We start from the raw sequence: 17740 nt of genomic DNA on the forward strand, positions 1-17740 counted from the left end.
CGGGGACCGGTACTCCACCCCGCGACCTCAGGATGCGGCTCCGGGTGGGAGGAGGCCCGAGGGAAGCGCCGGGTCGTGTGACGTGGCGCCACGATCCGACGATGGTCCGGGTCCCCGATCGGGTGGACCGCCCCGTCACGTCCGCTCCGCCACCGTCTTGCCCCCGTGCTTCTGGCGGAGCGCATCGATCTGCTCCTCCGCCTGGCGGAAGGCGGCGAGGCTCTGGCCCGACAGCTCGCGGGCGCTCGGCAGGCGGATCTTCATCGGATCGACGAAGCGGCCGTTGATCGCGACCTCGTAGTGGACGTGCGGGCCGGTGGAGAGGCCGGTGGTGCCGACGGCGCCGATCACCTGGCCGAGGCGCACGCGGGCGCCCGGCGCGATGCCGCGGGCGATCCGGGCCATGTGGTTGTAGGCGGTGGTGTAGCCGTTGGCGTGCTGGATCTCGACCCGGTTGCCGTAGCCCGAGCGGGCGCCGGCCGACACGATGGTGCCGTCGCCGGTCGCCATGATGGGGGTGCCGCGGGTCGCCGCCCAGTCGACGCCGTTATGCGGCCGGTAATAGCCGAGGATCGGGTGCAGGCGGGCACCGAAGGGCGAAGAGATCCGCCCCTCCGCCACGGGCCGCCGCATCAGGAATTTCTGGCTCGACCGGCCGCTCGGGTCGAGATAGTCGATCTCGCCCGAGCCCGGCACGCGGTAGCGGTAGAGGCCGAGGGTCTCGTCGTGGACGTGCAGGCCGACGTAGAGCAGTTCCGGCCGGGCATCCTCGTCCTCGGTGAAGAACAGCTCGGCCCGGTCGCCGGCACTGGTGCGCTGCTGCAGGTCGGTGGAGGTCGCCAGCGCCAGGACCATCTCCTCGATGATCGGGCGCGGCACGCCGTTCTTCAGGGCTGTGCCGTACAGGCTCTCGTACAGGGTGACGCCGGATTCCTCGTCGTCGTCCGGGGTGTTGCCCGGCCGGGGCGGCGCCACCGAGACGAAGCCGCCGCGATCGTTGGCTGCCACGATCTCCTGGATCCCGTCCTCGCCGTAGAGCGTGACCCGGGCGATGCCGCGGCTCTCGGGCGCGTGGTGATCGCCCGGGCCGTCGCCCTGCGGGGCGATCAGCAGGCGCACGTGCTGGCCCTCGGGCAGGTCGCCCTTCGCCCGGGCGCTCAAGGCGGCCATCATGGCCGACCGCCGCGCCGGCTCGGCGCCGTTGCGCTTCAGCAGGTCTTCGAGGCTCTGGTCCTTGGCCAGCACGAGGTCGCGCTCCTCGAACAGCGCGGGACCGGCCGCCTGCCCGCCGCCGGCGCCGCTCTCGGCGATCTCGGTCAGGTTCTCGGGCAGGATCCGCACCTCGATGTTGCGGAAGCGCGCCTCGGCCGTCGCATCGTCGGGAAGGGCGGCCGGCCTCAGGGCCCGCGAGAGCAGGCGCTCGGCCGGGAAGGCCGGCGGCAGCGTCCCGCCCGCAAGCGACCCTCCCGCCAGCGCCTGGGTCTCGGCCACCAGGGCGTCGACCTCGGCCTCCGTGAGGGCGGGCGCGCCATTCTCGATCTCCGCCTCGACCGCCGCCGCGCCGAGGGGGCTGCGCACCAGGGTCACGGCGGTCTCGGCCGGGTCAGACTCACCCTCCACCGGGGCCGGCGCCTCGATCCGGGCGCTGCGCAGGGGGTCGAAGGGCGGCACCGGCAGGTCGGGCGCGCGCAAGGGAAGCTCGGTGGCGATCTGCACGTAGGCGTGGACGCGGATCACCTCGCGCTCGCCGGCGCGCTCGGTCATCGGCGCCTTGAAGGCGGTCTTGGCCGCGACGATCATCTCGTCGCGGACCAGCCGGTCGCCCTTGCGGGCGACGTCGCCGGAGCCCCCGTCGCCGTGCGGCGCCACCGCCCGCTCAGGCGGCACCGCCACGATGCCGTCGGCGGCGGCGAGATAGAGCGCGACGCCGATCAGCCCGGCGCCGGTGACGCCGGTGAGCAGGCTGCCGGCGAGCCAGCGCAGGTTGAGGGCCTGCCGGGGCGGTGCCGCGGCGGCGGAACCGGGGAGGGAGGGCGCGTCGACGAACACTCTTGGCGCTTCTAGCGTGAGAACGGGACGCCGCCCCGAGGCCATTCGCGGAGGGCGAATCGCCGGGGGCGGCCGCGCCCGCTTGGCGCCAGGACCTTGACGGTTTTGAGACCGAGGCCCGCTCCGGCCGACCGGATGCGGCGGCTCAAGCCGCCCGCACGGTGGCGAGGAAGCGCGCCACCTCGGCCGAGAGCTGCTCGGATTGCCGCGACAGTTCCGAGGAGGCCGCCAGGACCTGCGTCGCCGCGGCCCCGGTCTCCTCCGCCGCACCGGCCACGGCCTCGATCGTGCGGGTCACGGCCTGGGTGCCGGAGGCGGCGTCGGCCACGTTGCGGACGATCTCCTGCGTCGCATCCCCCTGCTGCGCCACCGCCGAGGCGATCCCGACCGACACCCGGTCGATCTCGGCGATCCGGCCGGCGACCGTCTCGATCGCCGCCACCGCGGCGCCGGTCTTGCCCTGGATGCGGCCGATCTGGCCGGTGATCTCCTCGGTGGCCTTCGCGGTCTGGCCGGCGAGGGCCTTGACCTCGGCCGCCACCACCGCGAAGCCGCGCCCCGCCTCGCCGGCGCGGGCCGCCTCGATGGTGGCGTTGAGCGCGAGCAGGTTGGTCTGGCCGGCGATCGACGAGATCAGCCCGACCACGTCGCCGATCCGGGCGACCGCCTCGCTCAGGTCCCGCATGTGGCCGGCGGTGCCGGCGGCCTCGTCGACGGCGTGGCGGGCGAGGGTGGCCGAGCCGGAAACCCGGCGGCCGATCTCGGCGACCGAGGCGCCGAGCTCCTCCGCCGCGGCCGCGACGGTGCCGACATTCTCCGCCGTCCGGCCGGCGGCGCTGGCGACGGCGGTGGAGCGCCCGGCGGTCCGGCTCGCACCCGCCGACATCACCTCGGCGGTGGCCTGGAGCTCGGTGGCGGCGGAGGAGACCTGGCCGACGATGCCGCCGACCGCGTGCTCGAAGGCGTCCGCCATCTGGCGCATGCCGGCCCTGCGCTGCTCCTCGGCCGAGGCGCGGGCGAGGGCCGTCTCCTCCTCCAGCGCCCGGTTGCGGATCAGGTTGTCCTTGAACACCTGCACGGTGGCGGCCATGGCGCCGATCTCGTCGGCCCGGCCGGCCGCCGGCACCGCGACGGCGGTGTCGCCGTCCGCCAGCGCCTGCATCGCCCCGGTCATGCGCCGGATCGGCACGGCGATGCGCAGGTGCACCACGGCGCAGGCCAGGGCCACCAGCGCGAGGGCCGCCGCGAAGAGGGCCGCGTTGACGGCGAGCCGGCGTTCGGCCGCCTCGGCGGCTTCGTCGGCCTCCCGCACCCCGGCGCTCAGGGCCTCGGTCGCCACCGCCACCAGGGTGTTGAGCCTCGGGGTGATGAATTTCTGCCACTCCGGCAGCGTCATCGCCGCCTCGGCTCCGGGCGCGAAGGCACGCAGGTTGCGCTGGATCGCCGCCGTCACCTCCGGGGTGAAGTAAGTGGCCTGGGCGGCCGCGACCGAGGCCGCGATGGCGGGCGGCAGGTCGGCGGCGGCCCGCTCGACCCGGGCCCACGCCGCCTCGTAGCGGCCGCGCAGCACCTGCACCGCCTCGGCCTGCTCCGCCGTCAGCGGCTTTCCGGTCGACAGGACCGTGTTGACCACCACGGCCGCCGAGCCGGCGGTGGCCCGTGTCGCCCAGGCGTTGTTCTTGACGCCGCTCAGGAGCCGGGTCGCCGGATCGAGCCCGGCCATCCGCCGCTCGAGCGCCGTCGAGACCCGCTCCAGGCGGGCCAGCACGGCGTCGCCGGTCTGCAGCACGAGCGGGGCCAGGGCCTTGTCGCGGGCGCCCGCCTCGAGAGCATAGGCCTCGTCGGCCCGGACCCGCAGGGCGAGCTGGTCGCGATATCCGGCCTCGAGGTCCTTGAGCGCCGCGCCGAGCCCCGGCACGTCGAGATCGGCGGGGGCGGCCAGCAGCGCCCGCAGCGCCGCATCGACCCGCCCGCGATGCCCGGCGATGACCGTGCGCATCGCCGCGACTGGCTCGCCCGACAGGTTCAGGGTCGCCGCGGTGTCGCCGCGCTCCGACCGGAAGGCCTGCATCGCGTCGAGGATGTGCCGGTCGAGCTTCGCCGCGGTGGCGACGGTCTGCGCGTGGCGGTGGCTGGTCCAGGCGGTGAGCACGCCGTCGAGCGTCATCGCCCCGACGATCGCCCCGAGCGCGAGCGTGATCCCGAGCACCAGGGCCCGGATGGATAACAGCGACTTCACCACGGACCCCCGGGAGGCCGGAAACCGGTGGCGGTTTCCTCGAAAAACCGTGATGAGGTGACAACAAACTGCTTAATGAATACCTAAGGGAAGCAGGATGTAACCGCTACGTCAACCGCGCGATACGCACGGGGACGGTGGCGAAAAGAGAAGCACATCCTGCCGAGAAGATGTGCATTATTATTCTACATCGATCGCGGCGGGAGTCCGGGCATCGTTTCGTGGCCCTCCGGCGCGGTGGCCTGCATGCTCCCCTCGACCGCTCCGTCGAGTGCGGCGACCGGCTTCCAGCCGCGATCGTCGTCCCGGGGCCGCGGCGCGGCCCCGGAATGACCCGGAGGGGTGTCGATGCCGCTGAGGCCGTGGAACAGGCTCCCGGCGACGGCGTCCGGGATCACGGGGAGGGGCGCCGGTCTCCGTGCCGATCGACCGCCGCACCTCGCCGAACCGGCCGTCAGGCCAGGGCCGCCTTCACGAGCGCGCTCGCCTTGGCGAAATCCATCCGGCCGGCATGGGCGCCCTTGAGCGCCGCGATGACCTTGCCCATGTCCTTCGGCGAGGTCGCGCCGGTCTCCGCGATGGCGGCCTGGACCGCCGCGCGCGTCTCCTCCTCGTCCATCTGCTGGGGCAGGAACCGGGCGATGATCGCGGCCTCGGCGCGCTCGCCCTCGGCGAGCTCGGGGCGGCCGCCCTGGTCGTAGACGCCGGCCGACTCGTTGCGCTGCTTGATCATCTTCTGGAGCAGGGCGAAGATCTCCTCGTCGCTCAACGGCTCCTTGCCCAGGCCGCGGGCCTCAATGTCCTTGTCCTTGAGGGCGGCCTGGATCAGCCGGACGGTGGCGAGCTTCGCCTTGTCGCCGGCCTTCATGGCCTCTTTCATCTCGGCGGTGAGGCGCTGGCGCAGCATGCCGGTCTCCTGGTGTTGTCGTGTGGTACAAGACACTTGAAAGGCGGGGCACTTGAGGGGATACCGGGGCATCCCCAGATTGACCGGGCTGTTGCCGGCCCCGTAAACAGCCGGCCGCGCCCGTCGGCCGTGCCCGGCCGCGACATAAGCGAGTTCACGATCATGCTGCAAGACGACGCGGCCGCCCCCGCGCAACCCGAAGGCTGGGCCGAGCCCGTCGCGACCGCCCTGCTGGTGCTCGCCGACGGCACGATCCTGGAGGGGTTCGGCATTGGCGCCACCGGCGAGGCCGCCGGCGAGGTCTGCTTCAACACCGCGATGACCGGCTACCAGGAGATCCTGACCGATCCGTCCTATGCCGGGCAGATCGTCACCTTCACCTTCCCGCATATCGGCAATGTCGGCACCAACGACGAGGACCTCGAGAGCCTCGACGCGGCGCCCGCCTCCGGCGTGCGCGGTGCGGTGATCGCCTCGGCCGTCACCAATCCGTCCAACTGGCGCTCGTCGCGCCATCTCGACGGCTGGCTGAAGGCCCGCGGCATCGTCGGCATCACCGGCGTCGACACCCGTGCCCTGACCGCGCTCATCCGCGACCGCGGCATGCCGAACGCGATCCTGGCGAACGATCCGGCCGGCCGCTTCGACCGCGAGGCGCTGACGGCCAAGGCCGCCGCGCTGCCGCCGATGGAAGGCCTCGACCTGGTGCCGCCGGTGACGAGCCGCGAATCCCAGGCTTGGGGCGAGACCGCCTGGCAGCACCCCGCCGGCTACGGCAGCCGCGCCGCGGGCGAGGGCCTCAAGGTCGTGGCGATCGATTACGGCGTGAAGCGCAACATCCTGCGCCTCCTGGCGAAGGCGGGCTGCGACGTCACCGTCGTGCCGGCCACCGCCACCGCCGAGGAGGTGCTGGCCCTGAAGCCCGACGGCGTCTTCCTGTCGAACGGCCCGGGCGACCCGGCGGCGACCGGCGAATACGCCGTGCCGGTGATCCGCGCCCTCCTCGACAAGAAGGTCCCGACCTTCGGCATCTGCCTCGGGCACCAGCTGATGGGCCTCGCCCTCGGCGGCCGCACGGTGAAGATGAGCCAGGGCCATCACGGCGCCAATCACCCGGTGAAGGACCGCACCACCGGCAAGGTCGAGATCGTCTCGATGAACCACGGCTTCGCGGTCGACCCGTCGAGCCTGCCGGCGAACGCCGTCGAGACCCACGTCTCGCTGTTCGACGGCTCGAATTGCGGCCTGTCGCTGACCGACCGTCCGGCCTTCTCGGTGCAGCACCACCCCGAGGCCTCGCCGGGCCCGCAGGACAGCCACTACCTGTTCGACCGGTTCGTCACGCTCATGCGCGAGACGAAGGGCAGCAACGCGTAACTTGGAAAAAGGTTGCGGCCGGTTCCGGCCGCAGCCACAAAAAACCCGAACTCGCGGCCGATTCTCCCGGCCGTACCCGCCCCGGAGCGACGACGCCGTCAACGATCGTCGCGGGGCCGCGAATTCGGGGGCTTGCCCAGTGACCGACCACGCCGCGACCGACAGCTTCTCGCGCCTGCACCGCACCTTCACGACCCATCTCGGCATCGCCGTGGGTCTCGCCTGGGTCACCACCCTGGCGGCCGCCATCCAGGCTCCGTGGGTGCGCAACATCCGCGCGCTGATGGACCCGATGGCGAGCCGGGTCGAGAGCACCTGGTCGTTCCTGTTCGCGATGCCGGTGGTGCTGACCCTGGCCTGGCTCGGCGCCGTCTACGGCCGCGAGACCCTGCGCGAGCTGCGCGCCCTGCCGAACGACGCCGCCGAGTTCGCTTTGGCCGCCCTGGTCGCCTTCGCGGTCTTCTACCTCTCGATCGACCGGGCCGTCTCGGTCCTGCTCATCGGCGGCTGATCGCCCGCCCGGGTCGGGGGCTCCTCGTCGTGGTTTCCTCCTGGCGCGAGTTCTGGGACCGCGACACCCCGATCTACGTCAATGCGCGCCACAAGGCCCGGCACTATGCCGGGCTGGCCGGGGAGATGGCGGCCCTGGTGCCGCATCCCGACGCCGTCGTCCTCGACCACGGCAGCGGCGAGGCCCTCTCCGCCGACCGTGTCGCGGCGGCCTGCGGCCGGCTCCTGCTCTGCGACGCCTCCCCGCGCCAGCGCGAGGCCCTCTCCGCCCGCTTCGCCGATCATTCCGGCATCGACGTCCTCTCGCCGGAGGATGTCGCCGCCTTGCCCGCGGGCAGCCTCGACCTCGTCGTGGCGAATTCCCTGGCCCAGTACCTCACCGCCGCCGAGCTCGAGGCCTGCCTGGCCATCTGGCGGCGCCTGCTCAAGCCCGGCGGCCGCCTGATCCTCGCCGACGTGATCCCGCCGCAGCTCGGCGCCGTCGCGGATGCCACGTCCCTCCTCGCCTTCGCCCGGCGGGAGGGCTTTCTGCCGGCAGCGATCCTCGGCCTCGCCCGCACCCTGCTGTCGGATTACCGCACCCTGCGCCGCACGCTCGGGCTCGCCCGCTATGACGAGGCGGCGATGCTGGCGCGGCTGCGCGCCGCCGGCTTCCGGGCCGAGCGGATGCCACGGAATCTCGGGCATAATCAGGGGCGGATGGCGTTCGCGGGGCGAGTGTGAGAGCCTGATTGCCGCATCCGGCAAGTCGAGCCGGCACGCACGCTGACAAGGCTCGCGCGATCCCGGGGCTCGCCGCAGGCAAGAACCCGGGATGACAACGAGGGATTCGGTTTCATCGAGAGAACCGGCGCGCCTCGAGGATTCTCGAGACCTTACAACGCCTGGAACATCACCAGCGCATCCACGTCACCATGGACCGGATGCCGAAACGCCAGGGGCAGCCGGCCGACGGTCGCGAAGCCGAGGGAGTGCCACAGCCGCACCGCGCGCTCGTTCGTGCTGACGACGAAGTTGAACTGCATGCCCCGATAGCCGCGCGAGCGGGCGTGATCGAGCGAATGCTCGGCCATCCGCCGGGCGATGCCCCGGCCCGTCGCCCCGGCGCGGGTCATGTATCCACAATTGCAGACGTGGCGGCCGCCGCCGGCCTGGTTCGGCCGCAGGTAGTAGGTGCCGACGATCTCTCCCGATTCCTCGGCGACGAAGGTCTCCTTGTCCGGCCCCGTCCAGTAGGAAAGGGCCTGCGCCTCGGTCATGTCCGGATCGAGCGTGTAGGTTTCCCCGGCACGGATCACCGGTTCGAGGATCGACCAGAGGGCGGGAGCGTCGTCGGGGCGGGCGGAGCGGATCAGCATGCCGCCGCTCATAACGGCGACGGCGCCGGGACGGAAGCGCGGGCGGCCGGGCGATATTTCGCCGCGTACGCCTTGCCGGGGCTCCACCGCCGCCGAGGTGAGGACGAACAGGCAATTCAGACGGAGAACCGGGATGGCGCTGTCGCGTCGCTCCCTCCTGGCCGGGGCGGCCGTGCTGGCGACCTCCGCCAAGGCCCGTGCCGCGGCCGATGTCGACGTCGTGGTGATCGGCGCGGGCGCCGCCGGGCTCGCGGCGGCAGCAGCGGTCAGGCGCGGCGGCCACAGCGTCGTGGTGCTGGAGGCGCGCGGCCGCATCGGCGGCCGGGCCTTCACCGATACCTCGCTCGGTGCCGGGCGCAGCTTCGATGCCGGCGGACAATACGTGCACTGGGCCGAGCGCAACCCGTGGCGGGAGATCGCCCGGGCGGCCAAGGTGCGCACCAGCGACGACGCGACCAGCCCCTGGCCGGTCCTGGTGAAGGACGGCGTCCGGGCGAGCGAGGCCGAGCGGCGCCAGCGCCGGGCCGGGTTCGGCCGGGTCAGCAGCCTGCTCGACCATCCGGCGGCGCCGGACCGCTCGGTGGCCGCGGCGGTGTCCGGCGAGGACGAGGCGGCGCGGGCCGCCGCGACCGGGCTCACCCGCCTCACCCTCGGCGAGGAGCCTGACCGGGTCTCCTGCGCCGACTACGACCAGCTCTGGTCCGGCGACGACATCTGGGTCGACGGCTACGGCGCCCTGGTGGCCGGGCATTACGCCGACCTGCCGGTGCGGCTGGCCACCCCCGCCACCGCGATCGACTGGCGCGGCCCCGGCGTCGCGGTCGAAACCCCCCGCGGCACCCTGCGGGCGGCCTACGCGATTCCGACGGTGCCGGTCGGCGTGCTGGCGGCGGGCTCCCTTCGCTTCATCCCCGACCTTCCCGCGGCGACCGCCGAGGCCGTGGCGGGATTGCGCATGGGCGCCTACACCAAGATCGGGCTCGCCCTCGATCCCGCCCGCCTGCGGGATCAAGACCTGCGCGACGCGGTGATCCTGACGAGCGGCACGCCCGGCCTGACCACCTACCTGGAGATGCAGCCGTTCGGGAAGCCGCTGGCGGTGTTCCATTGCGGCGGCGACGGCGCCCGCGCCCTGTGCGAGGCCGGGGAGGGCGAAGCGGTCGCCGCCGTCACCGACCATCTGGCGAGCGTCTTCGGGGCCGGGATCCGCCCGGCCGTCACCGCGGGGCGCCTGGCCGCCTGGTGGACCGACCCCTACGCGCATGGCAGCTACTCGATCGCCCGCCCGGGCCACCTCGCCGCCCGCGAGGCTCTGCGGGTGCCGGTGGCCGACCGGATCTTTCTCGCCGGCGAGGCCCTGGCCGGCGGAGGCGCGATGACCGTCGGCGGCGCGACGCTCGACGGCGAGCGGGCGGCCGGGGAAGTGCTGAAGCGGTTCGGGTCGTGAGGGTCATACGATGTCCGACCGATCGCTTCGCGATGCGGATATCGGCTTCCCTCAGGCGCCGCGCGGGCTCACGGCACAATGTCCGGAAGGAATTTTCCGGAGACTTGCATCAGTGCAGCGTCAGCCGCGGGCCTTCCGCCGGCTGGCGCTCCCAGGCCTGGACCAGACGGCCGGCGACGCCGCCGTCGCACAGGCGGCTGCTGAGATCGCTGAAGGCGCGCTCCGTCACCGCGAAGTCGGTCGCCATCTGGACGTCGTCGGCCTCCTCGTCGGTCGAGGCGGTGAAGCGGTCGAAGGCCGCCGACATCGCCGCGAACGCGAAGGCGACCGGCATGGTGCGGAACACCGTGACCCCGTCGTCGTCGAGATCGCCGGATTCGAGATCGCGCATCCGCACGACGTAGCCGTCGGCATGCTCGACGATCTCGTACTGCCAGTGCCGGCCCTCGCAGGCTGCCAGGATCATCGCGCCCTCCGTCTCGCCTGAACAGCGAATGCCCCGGCGGCCCGGAGGGTTCCGGCGCGGCAGGGCACGGGTGCGCGATTCTCGGCGAAGGACGACGGTCGGCTTGACCCCGACGAGGAAAGCCTACCGCCTGACGGTGCCGAACTCCACGGCGGCCCGGCCGCTCACGCGCAGCGAGGTGCCGTTGCCGAGGTCGATGAAGCCCGGCGCCGTCGCCCGGACGGCGGCGGGGGGCGTCTCGCGGCATTCCGGCCGGTCGGGCAGGCGCACGCCGGGCGGCGCGTCCTGCGGGCACAGGCGGGGCCGCTGCGCGCCCCGCTCGCCCGCCATGGCCGGCAGGGCGGCGGCCGTCATCAGGAGGGCGGCGAGCAGGCGGTGGGTCACGGAGGGGCTCCGGCGAGGACGGGCGCCAGGATAGCGTCTTCGTCCCCGCGGCGCGACCGCCCCGTCAGCGCCGGCGCTGGCCCATATCGGCCGGGGTGACCGACAGGGTGATCGCCCGCCCGTCGCGCTCGACCTGGAGCATTACGCTGCGGTCGAGGCCGCTGGCCTCGAGCGCCGCGGTCAGGTCGGCGAGGCGGCGCACCGGGCGGCCGTTCACCCCCATGATGATGTCGCCGAGTTCGCCCGTCGCCGGGTCGACGCCCTGGAGGCCCGCGGCGGCGGCGGGCGAGCCCGGCAGCACCCGCACCACCACGATCCCGTCGATGCCGAGCCGCGCCGCCGCGTCCTCGCTCGCCGCCACGATGCCGATGCCGGGCGTGGGCGTGCGGCCGGTGCGGATCAGGTTCGGCACCACGCGGTTGACCACGTCGACGGGAATCGCGAAGCCAATGCCGGCGCTGGCGCCCGAGGGCGAGAAGATCGCGGTGTTGACGCCGATCAGCCGCCCGGCGGAATCGAGCAGCGGGCCGCCGGAATTGCCCGGATTGATCGCCGCGTCGGTCTGGATCACCCCGGAGAGTTCCCGGCCCTCCGCGGTCGGCAGCCGGCGCTGGAGCGCGCTCACCACGCCGGTGGTCAGGGTGTGGTCGAGGCCGAACGGGTTGCCGATCGCGTAGGTGAACTGCCCGACCTTGAGGTCGGCGGAGGTGCCGATGGCGATCGGCGGCGGCGCGGCGGTGACCCGTCCGAGCTTGAGCACCGCGAGGTCGTAGTTCGGGTCGGTGCCGGCCAGGGTCGCGGGCACCACCTCGCCGGTGGACAGCCGGACCTGGATGTCGCCGCCGCCCTGGATGACGTGGTTGTTGGTGACGACGTGGCCGGCGGCGTCCCAGACGAAGCCCGAGCCGGTCTGCTCGCCGCCGCCCTGCCGGCGCTCGCCGGTCTCGGGATCGAAGGTCACCGACCCCTGCGGCTGGCGCGCGAAGACGTAGACCACGGACGGCGCCGCGCGCTCGAACAGGGCGACCGTCGCGGCCTCGATCGGCGACAGGTCGCCCCGCGCCGTCACCGCGCGGGGCGTATCGGCGGAGAACAGCAGGCTGGTGACGTAGGGCTGCGCCACGAACAGCGCCAGCAGCACGAGGGCGGTGGTCAGGGCGACCCGCAGGAAGCGATCGGGCACCGGTTGCGTCACTCCGATGAAAAAGAACCGGCCGACAGGGAACCGGCGACGGCTGGCGGGGAAGTGGGCCGGGGGGATGCGACGTCAATGGCCACGCTCGGACGGGCCTCCGCCGTGGTGAACGTCCCGGTCGGCGCCTTGATCACTCCCTTGGGCCGGCTCGCCAGCGCCACCAGGGTGTAGGAGATGATCATCAGCAGGAACCACGAGCCGAACTTCTGCGGCGACACCGCCGCCCAGCCGGCGGCCTGGTGCGGGTAGATCCAGCCGCGGGTCGCCGTGCCGATATTCTCGGCGAACCAGATGAACAGGGTGACGAGGATGAGGCCGAGGAGCAGCGGCATGCGTCGGTACACCCGCCAGACCCGGAAATGGATCACGCACGGGCCGAAAAGGGCGGCCGCCGCCGCGAACAGGACGAGGCGCAGGTCGATGACGGCGTGCTGGGTGAAGAAATTCACGTAGATCGCCAGCGACAGGACGATCAGGGCCGGGAGCGGCGGGTGGCGGGTGAAGCGGAAATCGAACAGACGCCAGACCCGGGCGAGGTACGAGCCGACGCTGGCATAGAGAAAGCCGGTGAAGAGCGGCACGCCGCCGAGGCGAAGCCAGCTCGGATCGGGGTAGACCCAGGAGCCCATCGCGGTCTTGAACAGCTCCATGGCGGTTCCGACGGCGTGGAACACCAGGATGACCTTGGCCTCCTCCCAGGTCTCGAGGCGGAAGGCCAGCATCGCGACCTGGATCGCGACCGCCGCGAGGGTGAGGGCATCGTAGCGCGCGACCGGCGCGCCGGCCGGCCAGGCGAGGTGGGTGACGATCAGGAGCCCGCACAACGCCCCGCCGAACAGGCAGGCCCAGCCCTGCTTCACCCCGAAGCGCAGGAACTCGTAGAACCCGGCCGCGACCGGGCCGCGGGCCAGCGCCCAGGCGCCGAGCCGCTGTTCCCTCGCGGCGAGACCGGCGAGCGGCGCCCACAGCCGCGCGGCGCTGTCCGACGAGCGGGGACCCGGCAAGGTTGCAGGCATGGGCACGGGTCTCTAGGCTTGAGACCTCCCCATACGAAAGGTCCGGAATGCTCCGCAAGCCGTCGCCGTCTCCTCGCGTCTCTGCCCGTCTCGCCCTCCTGGCCCCCCTCGTACTGACGGCCCTCCCGGGAGCCGCCGACGCCTCGCCCCGCGACCGTCGGGCCGAGGCTTGCACCCGCGCCCGGAGCGACGGCGAGCGCCAGGCGCTCGGCTGCTGGCGCCTGCGGCAGGAGGCCGGCCGCGGCCAGCGCGTCCACGGCGGGGCCGCGGTCGCGGATTTCTACGCCACCGTCCCGGCGGAGCGCGAGGCGGCGGAGTCGAAGGCCGACCAGCGGCGGCGCGATTGGGCGCGGGCACGGGCGCGCGGGACGATGGCGGGGAGTGAGGTGCGCTGATCACACCCGACCCTCGACCTTCCACCCATTGGCCGCAGCGGCACCGGGGCCTATAAGTCGGCGTCAAGGAACGCCAGCAACGAGAGCCCCAGGCCGATGACCCGCATCCCGGATTTCTCGGAGATCGCCTACGCGGCGGCCAACCCCGCCGCCGCGACGATCGCGGCCGCCGAGCCCTGGATGACCCCCGAGGGCATCCCGGTGAAGGCGGCTTACGGCCCGCAGGACCGGGACGGGCTCGACCTCGCCGGATCCTATCCGGGCATCGCGCCGTTCCTGCGCGGGCCCTATCCGACCATGTATGCGAGCCAGCCCTGGACGATCCGGCAATATGCCGGCTTCTCCACGGCCGAGGATTCGAACGCGTTCTACCGCCGCAACCTCGCGGCCGGGCAGAAGGGTCTGTCGGTCGCCTTCGACCTCGCCACCCATCGCGGCTACGATTCCGACCACCCGCGGGTCTCGGGCGATGTCGGCATGGCGGGCGTCGCGATCGATTCGATCTACGACATGCGGACGCTGTTCTCGGGGATTCCCCTCGACCAGATGACCGTGTCGATGACGATGAACGGGGCGGTGCTGCCGGTTCTCGCCCTCTACATCGTCGCGGCCGAGGAGCAGGGCGTCCCGCCGGAAAAGCTCGCCGGCACGATCCAGAACGACATCCTCAAGGAGTTCATGGTCCGCAACACCTACATCTACCCGCCGGCCGGGTCGATGCGGATCATCTCGGACATCTTCGCCTACACCTCGGCCAACATGCCGAAGTTCAACTCGATCTCGATCTCCGGCTACCACATGCAGGAGGCGGGCGCCACGCAGGACCTCGAACTGGCCTATACCCTGGCCGACGGTGTCGAGTACATCCGCGCTGGCCTGGCGGCCGGGCTCGACATCGACAAGTTCGCCCCCCGCCTGTCGTTCTTCTGGGCGATCGGGATGAACTTCTTCATGGAGGTGGCCAAGATGCGGGCGGCGCGCCTGCTCTGGGCCTCCATGGTCAAGGAGTTCTCCCCGAAATCCGACAAGTCCCTGGCCCTGCGCACCCATTCGCAGACCTCGGGCTGGTCGCTGACGGCCCAGGACGTGTTCAACAACGTCACCCGCACCTGCGTCGAGGCGATGGCGGCGACGCAGGGCGGCACCCAGTCGCTGCACACCAACGCCCTCGACGAGGCGCTGGCGCTGCCCACCGACTTCTCGGCCCGCATCGCCCGCAACACCCAGCTGTTCCTGCAGCAGGAAAGCGGCACCACCCGGATCATCGATCCCTGGGGCGGCTCCTACTATGTCGAGCGGCTGACCCAGGACCTCGTCGCCCGGGCCTCGGCCCATATCCGCGAGGTCGAGGCGCTCGGCGGCATGGCCAAGGCGATCGAGGCCGGCATCCCGAAGCTGCGCATCGAGGAGGCGGCGGCCCGCACCCAGGCGCGGATCGATTCCGGCCAGCAGGTCATCGTCGGCGTCAACCGCTACAAGCCCGACGGCGACCGGGCGATCGATCTCCTGCGGGTCGATAACGGCAACGTCCGCACGCTCCAGATCGACAAGCTCAAGCGCCTGCGCGGCGAGCGCGACGGGCGGGCGGTCGAGGCGCGGCTGGCGGCCCTGACCGAGGCCGCGAAGGGCGGCGGCAACCTGCTCGCGCTCGCCGTCGAGGCGGCGCGGGCCAAGGCCACGGTGGGCGAGATCTCGGAGGCGCTGGAAAAGGCCTGGGGCCGGCACCGGGCCGAGATCCGGGCGATCTCGGGCGTCTACAAGCGGGAGATGGGCGGCATGTCGGCGGCGGTCGAGCGGGTGCGCGGGCTGGTCGAGGCCTTCGAGGAGGCGGATGGGCGGCGCCCCCGCATCCTCGTCGCCAAGATGGGCCAGGACGGGCACGACCGCGGCCAGAAGGTGATCGCCTCGGCCTTCGCCGATCTCGGCTTCGACGTCGATATCGGGCCGCTCTTCGCCACTCCCGAGGAGGCGGCACGCCAGGCGGTGGAGAACGACGTCCACATCGTCGGCGTCTCGTCGCTCGCCGCCGGCCACCTGACGCTCGTGCCGGAGCTGAAGCGGGCGCTCGACGAGGCCGGCCGGCCCGACGTGATGATCGTCGTCGGCGGCGTGATCCCGCCGGGCGACTTCGCGGCGCTCCGCCAGGCCGGGGCCTCGGCGATCTTCCCGCCCGGCACCGTCATCGCCGAGGCCGCTTCCGAGCTGATCGGCGAGCTGAACGCGCGGCTGGGCTACGCGCCGCGGATCGCCGCGGAGTAGGACGAGATGCGGAGCCGGCCGCGATCGGCTCCGCATCGTTAGGACTCCGCTGACCAAGACGCGCTACAAGGCAGGTCCCTCAGCCGGACCCCGCCCTTGCGCTATCCGCCTCACCTGCTCGAAGAGATCCGCTCCCGGCTGCCGGCCTCCGAGGTCGTCGGCCGGCGCGTGCGCCTCAAGAAGGCGGGGCGGGAATGGCGCGGCCTGTCGCCGTTCAATACCGAGAAATCGCCGTCGTTCTACGTCAACGACCAGAAGCAGTTCTATCACTGCTTCTCGTCCGGCAAGCACGGCGACATCTTCACGTTCGTGATGGAGACGGAAGGCGTCTCGTTCCCCGAGGCCGTCGAGCGCCTGGCCTCCGAGGCCGGCGTGGCGCTCCCGGCGCCGAGCGAGGCCTCGCGCGAGAGCGAGACGCGGCGGCGCGGCGCCCTCGAGGTGATGGAGCTGGCCTGCACGTTCTTCGAGGACCAGCTCGCCGGCCGGGCCGGGGGGCGCGCCCGCGACTATCTCGCCGGCCGCGGCCTCGACGGCGAGATCCGCCGCACCTTCCGCCTCGGCTACGCCCCGCCGGAGCGCTATGCCCTGCGCGACCATCTCGCCGCCCGGGACGTGCCGGCCGAGATGATGGTGGAACTGAATCTTCTCACCACCGGCGACGACATCAAGGTCCCGTTCGACCGCTTTCGCGATCGCGTGATCTTCCCGATCCGCGACGTGCGCGGGAAGGTCGTGGCCTTCGGCGGCCGCGGCATGAGCCCGGACGCCAAGCCGAAATACCTGAACTCCTCCGAGACGCCGCTCTTCCACAAGGGGCGGATGCTCTACAATCACCACGCCGCGCGAAAGCCCGCCCACGACACCGGCCGGGTGATCGCGGTCGAGGGCTACGTCGACGCGATCGCCATGACGCTCGCCGGCCACCCGGAGGTGGTCGCCTCGCTCGGCACGGCGCTGACGGAAGACCAGCTCGGCCTGCTCTGGCGCATGGCCGACGAGCCGATCCTGTGCTTCGACGGCGACGGTGCCGGCCGCCGCGCCGCCTACCGCGCGCTCGATGTGGCTTTGCCGGCACTCCAGCCGGGAAAATCGCTGCGCTTCGCCCTGATGCCGGAGGGCCAGGACCCGGACGACCTGCTGCGCACCGGCGGTCCCGGCGCGATCGACCGTGTACTCGACGGCGCCCGGCCGCTGGTCGACGTGCTGTGGTCGCGCGAGACCGAGATGAGCCCGATCGACACGCCGGAGCGCCGGGCCGGCCTCGCCCAGCGCCTGCGCGAGATCATCGGCGGCATCCGCGACGAGACCCTGAAGCGCTATTACCGCGACGACATCGAGGCCCGCCTGCGGGGATTGAGCCCCAATGGCGGCGCCCGTCAGCAGGGCGGGGGCGAGCGCCCGTACCGGGAGCGCGCGCCCTTCGTGCCCCGCGGGCGCGGGATGCCGCCGGCGCCGGTCTCGCCGCGGCTCACCGCCCGAGCGAGCCCGCTGCTCGCCCGCTCGTCGCTGTTCTCCGGCGGATCGTCCTCGCGCGAGGCCTTGATCGTCGCCACGCTTCTCGTCCATCCCGAGCTCCTGGCGCGCGAAGCCGAGGAACTGGCCGGTGTGGTGTTCGAGGGAGCGGACGCCCGGACGTTGCTGAGGGTCCTGCTCGATTTCGTCGCCGAGAGCGGAGCGGGCGACGCGACGCTCCTCGATGCACGACTCGAACGGGCGGGGCTCGCGGCGGCGGCCGGCCGTATCGCCGGCCAGGTCGTGTCCAGCGATCGCTGGATGCTCGATCCGCACGCCGATCCGCTGCGGCTGGAGGACGCGCTTCGGCAGGCCGTGATCTTGCACAGGAAGGCCGGAACGCTACATAGCGAACTTCGGGCGGCCGAACGCGCCCTGGCGGAAGAGGAGACGGAGGCCAATTTCGCCTGGCTGCGCGACGTGAACAACCGACTCTCGGTCGTGGCAGCCACGGAGGGTGAGACGGACGCGTCAGAAGGCACCGAATCGTCCTGACGCGACGTGCCGCTTGCGGCTTGCCGCCGGACTAGTTAACGGCAAGTCGATCGAATGGCTTGCAACATCTGCGTGATCCTGGGGCGGCTCGTGCGCCGTCCGACAAGACATCACGGTGCCGGCACGGCGGG

At 72.4% G+C, this 17740-nt stretch carries 15 protein-coding genes; 7 read left to right on the plus strand and 8 right to left on the minus strand.

The genetic code is table 11. The annotated features are described in order from the left end of the window. Positions 1-135: 135 nt before the first annotated feature. The 3 genes from G4G93_RS36555 to G4G93_RS05095 all read right to left on the minus strand — a co-directional run bounded on the left by G4G93_RS36555 (position 136) and on the right by G4G93_RS05095 (position 5195). Positions 136-2049 (minus strand): M23 family metallopeptidase, encoded by a 1914-nt coding sequence (locus G4G93_RS36555; protein ID WP_312891716.1) that lies wholly within the window; start codon positions 2047-2049, stop codon positions 136-138. A 145-nt stretch (positions 2050-2194) separates the two neighbouring features. Beyond that, the gene (locus G4G93_RS36385; RefSeq protein ID WP_165081812.1) at positions 2195-4288 is read right to left on the minus strand and encodes a methyl-accepting chemotaxis protein; all 2094 of its coding nucleotides are present in this window, start codon (positions 4286-4288) and stop codon (positions 2195-2197) included. 454 nt (positions 4289-4742) lie between these two features. Continuing rightward, positions 4743-5195: a GatB/YqeY domain-containing protein gene (locus tag G4G93_RS05095; RefSeq protein ID WP_165081814.1), complete on the minus strand. Its 453-nt coding sequence runs from the start codon at positions 5193-5195 to the stop codon at positions 4743-4745. A gap of 162 nt (positions 5196-5357) precedes the next feature. Here G4G93_RS05095 and carA point away from each other — a divergent pair, with 162 nt between their 5' ends. The 3 genes from carA to G4G93_RS05110 all read left to right on the plus strand — a co-directional run bounded on the left by carA (position 5358) and on the right by G4G93_RS05110 (position 7805). Then, positions 5358-6572: a glutamine-hydrolyzing carbamoyl-phosphate synthase small subunit gene (gene carA, locus G4G93_RS05100; RefSeq protein ID WP_165081824.1), complete on the plus strand. Its 1215-nt coding sequence runs from the start codon at positions 5358-5360 to the stop codon at positions 6570-6572. Positions 6573-6711: 139 nt separating this feature from the next. Further along, entirely contained in the window at positions 6712-7083 is a 372-nt protein-coding gene (locus G4G93_RS05105; RefSeq protein WP_165081826.1) for a hypothetical protein, read from the plus strand. Positions 7084-7112: 29 nt separating this feature from the next. Then, complete coding sequence (locus G4G93_RS05110; RefSeq protein WP_165081828.1) at positions 7113-7805, plus strand: class I SAM-dependent methyltransferase; 693 nt, start codon at positions 7113-7115, stop codon at positions 7803-7805. 152 nt (positions 7806-7957) lie between these two features. On the opposite strand, the gene G4G93_RS05115 is transcribed toward G4G93_RS05110, so the two are convergent. After that, the gene (locus G4G93_RS05115; protein ID WP_165081830.1) at positions 7958-8440 is read right to left on the minus strand and encodes a GNAT family N-acetyltransferase; all 483 of its coding nucleotides are present in this window, start codon (positions 8438-8440) and stop codon (positions 7958-7960) included. A gap of 133 nt (positions 8441-8573) precedes the next feature. On the opposite strand from G4G93_RS05115, the gene G4G93_RS05120 reads away from it, so the two are divergent. Beyond that, positions 8574-9887: an FAD-dependent oxidoreductase gene (locus G4G93_RS05120; protein WP_165081833.1), complete on the plus strand. Its 1314-nt coding sequence runs from the start codon at positions 8574-8576 to the stop codon at positions 9885-9887. 109 nt (positions 9888-9996) lie between these two features. On the opposite strand, the gene G4G93_RS05125 is transcribed toward G4G93_RS05120, so the two are convergent. From G4G93_RS05125 to G4G93_RS05140, 4 genes are all read right to left on the minus strand, one after another. Then, positions 9997-10353, minus strand: a complete 357-nt coding sequence (locus tag G4G93_RS05125; protein ID WP_165081835.1) for a hypothetical protein — start codon at positions 10351-10353, stop codon at positions 9997-9999. 123 nt (positions 10354-10476) lie between these two features. Then, positions 10477-10737, minus strand: a complete 261-nt coding sequence (locus G4G93_RS05130) for a hypothetical protein (RefSeq protein ID WP_312891718.1) — start codon at positions 10735-10737, stop codon at positions 10477-10479. 64 nt (positions 10738-10801) lie between these two features. Continuing rightward, positions 10802-11920: a S1C family serine protease gene (locus tag G4G93_RS05135; RefSeq protein ID WP_165081837.1), complete on the minus strand. Its 1119-nt coding sequence runs from the start codon at positions 11918-11920 to the stop codon at positions 10802-10804. 8 nt (positions 11921-11928) lie between these two features. Further along, positions 11929-12948, minus strand: coding sequence for a DUF817 domain-containing protein (locus tag G4G93_RS05140; RefSeq protein ID WP_206289527.1), 1020 nt, complete (start codon positions 12946-12948; stop codon positions 11929-11931). Between the two features lie 47 nt (positions 12949-12995). Between G4G93_RS05140 and G4G93_RS05145 the strand changes: the two genes are divergently transcribed. The 3 genes from G4G93_RS05145 to dnaG all read left to right on the plus strand — a co-directional run bounded on the left by G4G93_RS05145 (position 12996) and on the right by dnaG (position 17609). Beyond that, positions 12996-13343, plus strand: coding sequence for a hypothetical protein (locus G4G93_RS05145; protein WP_165081839.1), 348 nt, complete (start codon positions 12996-12998; stop codon positions 13341-13343). 96 nt (positions 13344-13439) lie between these two features. Continuing rightward, on the plus strand, positions 13440-15602 hold the full coding sequence (gene scpA / locus G4G93_RS05150) for a methylmalonyl-CoA mutase (RefSeq protein ID WP_165081841.1): 2163 nt from the start codon (positions 13440-13442) through the stop codon (positions 15600-15602). A gap of 96 nt (positions 15603-15698) precedes the next feature. Beyond that, entirely contained in the window at positions 15699-17609 is a 1911-nt protein-coding gene (dnaG, locus tag G4G93_RS05155) for a DNA primase (RefSeq protein WP_165081843.1), read from the plus strand. Positions 17610-17740: the final 131 nt, after the last annotated feature.

The sequence above is a fragment of the Methylobacterium sp. DB0501 genome (genome assembly GCF_011043735.1).
Classification (GTDB): domain Bacteria; phylum Pseudomonadota; class Alphaproteobacteria; order Rhizobiales; family Beijerinckiaceae; genus Methylobacterium; species Methylobacterium alsaeris.

Coding starts and splice junctions, on each gene's coding strand:
- G4G93_RS05095 (WP_165081814.1), bottom strand. CDS start 5,195: ATGCTGCGCCAGCGCCTCACCGCCGAGATGAAAGAGGCCATGAAGGCC.
- carA (WP_165081824.1), top strand. CDS start 5,358: ATGCTGCAAGACGACGCGGCCGCCCCCGCGCAACCCGAAGGCTGGGCC.
- G4G93_RS05115 (WP_165081830.1), bottom strand. CDS start 8,440: ATGCTGATCCGCTCCGCCCGCCCCGACGACGCTCCCGCCCTCTGGTCG.
- G4G93_RS05120 (WP_165081833.1), top strand. CDS start 8,574: ATGGCGCTGTCGCGTCGCTCCCTCCTGGCCGGGGCGGCCGTGCTGGCG.
- G4G93_RS05125 (WP_165081835.1), bottom strand. CDS start 10,353: ATGATCCTGGCAGCCTGCGAGGGCCGGCACTGGCAGTACGAGATCGTC.
- G4G93_RS05140 (WP_206289527.1), bottom strand. CDS start 12,948: ATGCCTGCAACCTTGCCGGGTCCCCGCTCGTCGGACAGCGCCGCGCGG.
- G4G93_RS05145 (WP_165081839.1), top strand. CDS start 12,996: ATGCTCCGCAAGCCGTCGCCGTCTCCTCGCGTCTCTGCCCGTCTCGCC.
- scpA (WP_165081841.1), top strand. CDS start 13,440: ATGACCCGCATCCCGGATTTCTCGGAGATCGCCTACGCGGCGGCCAAC.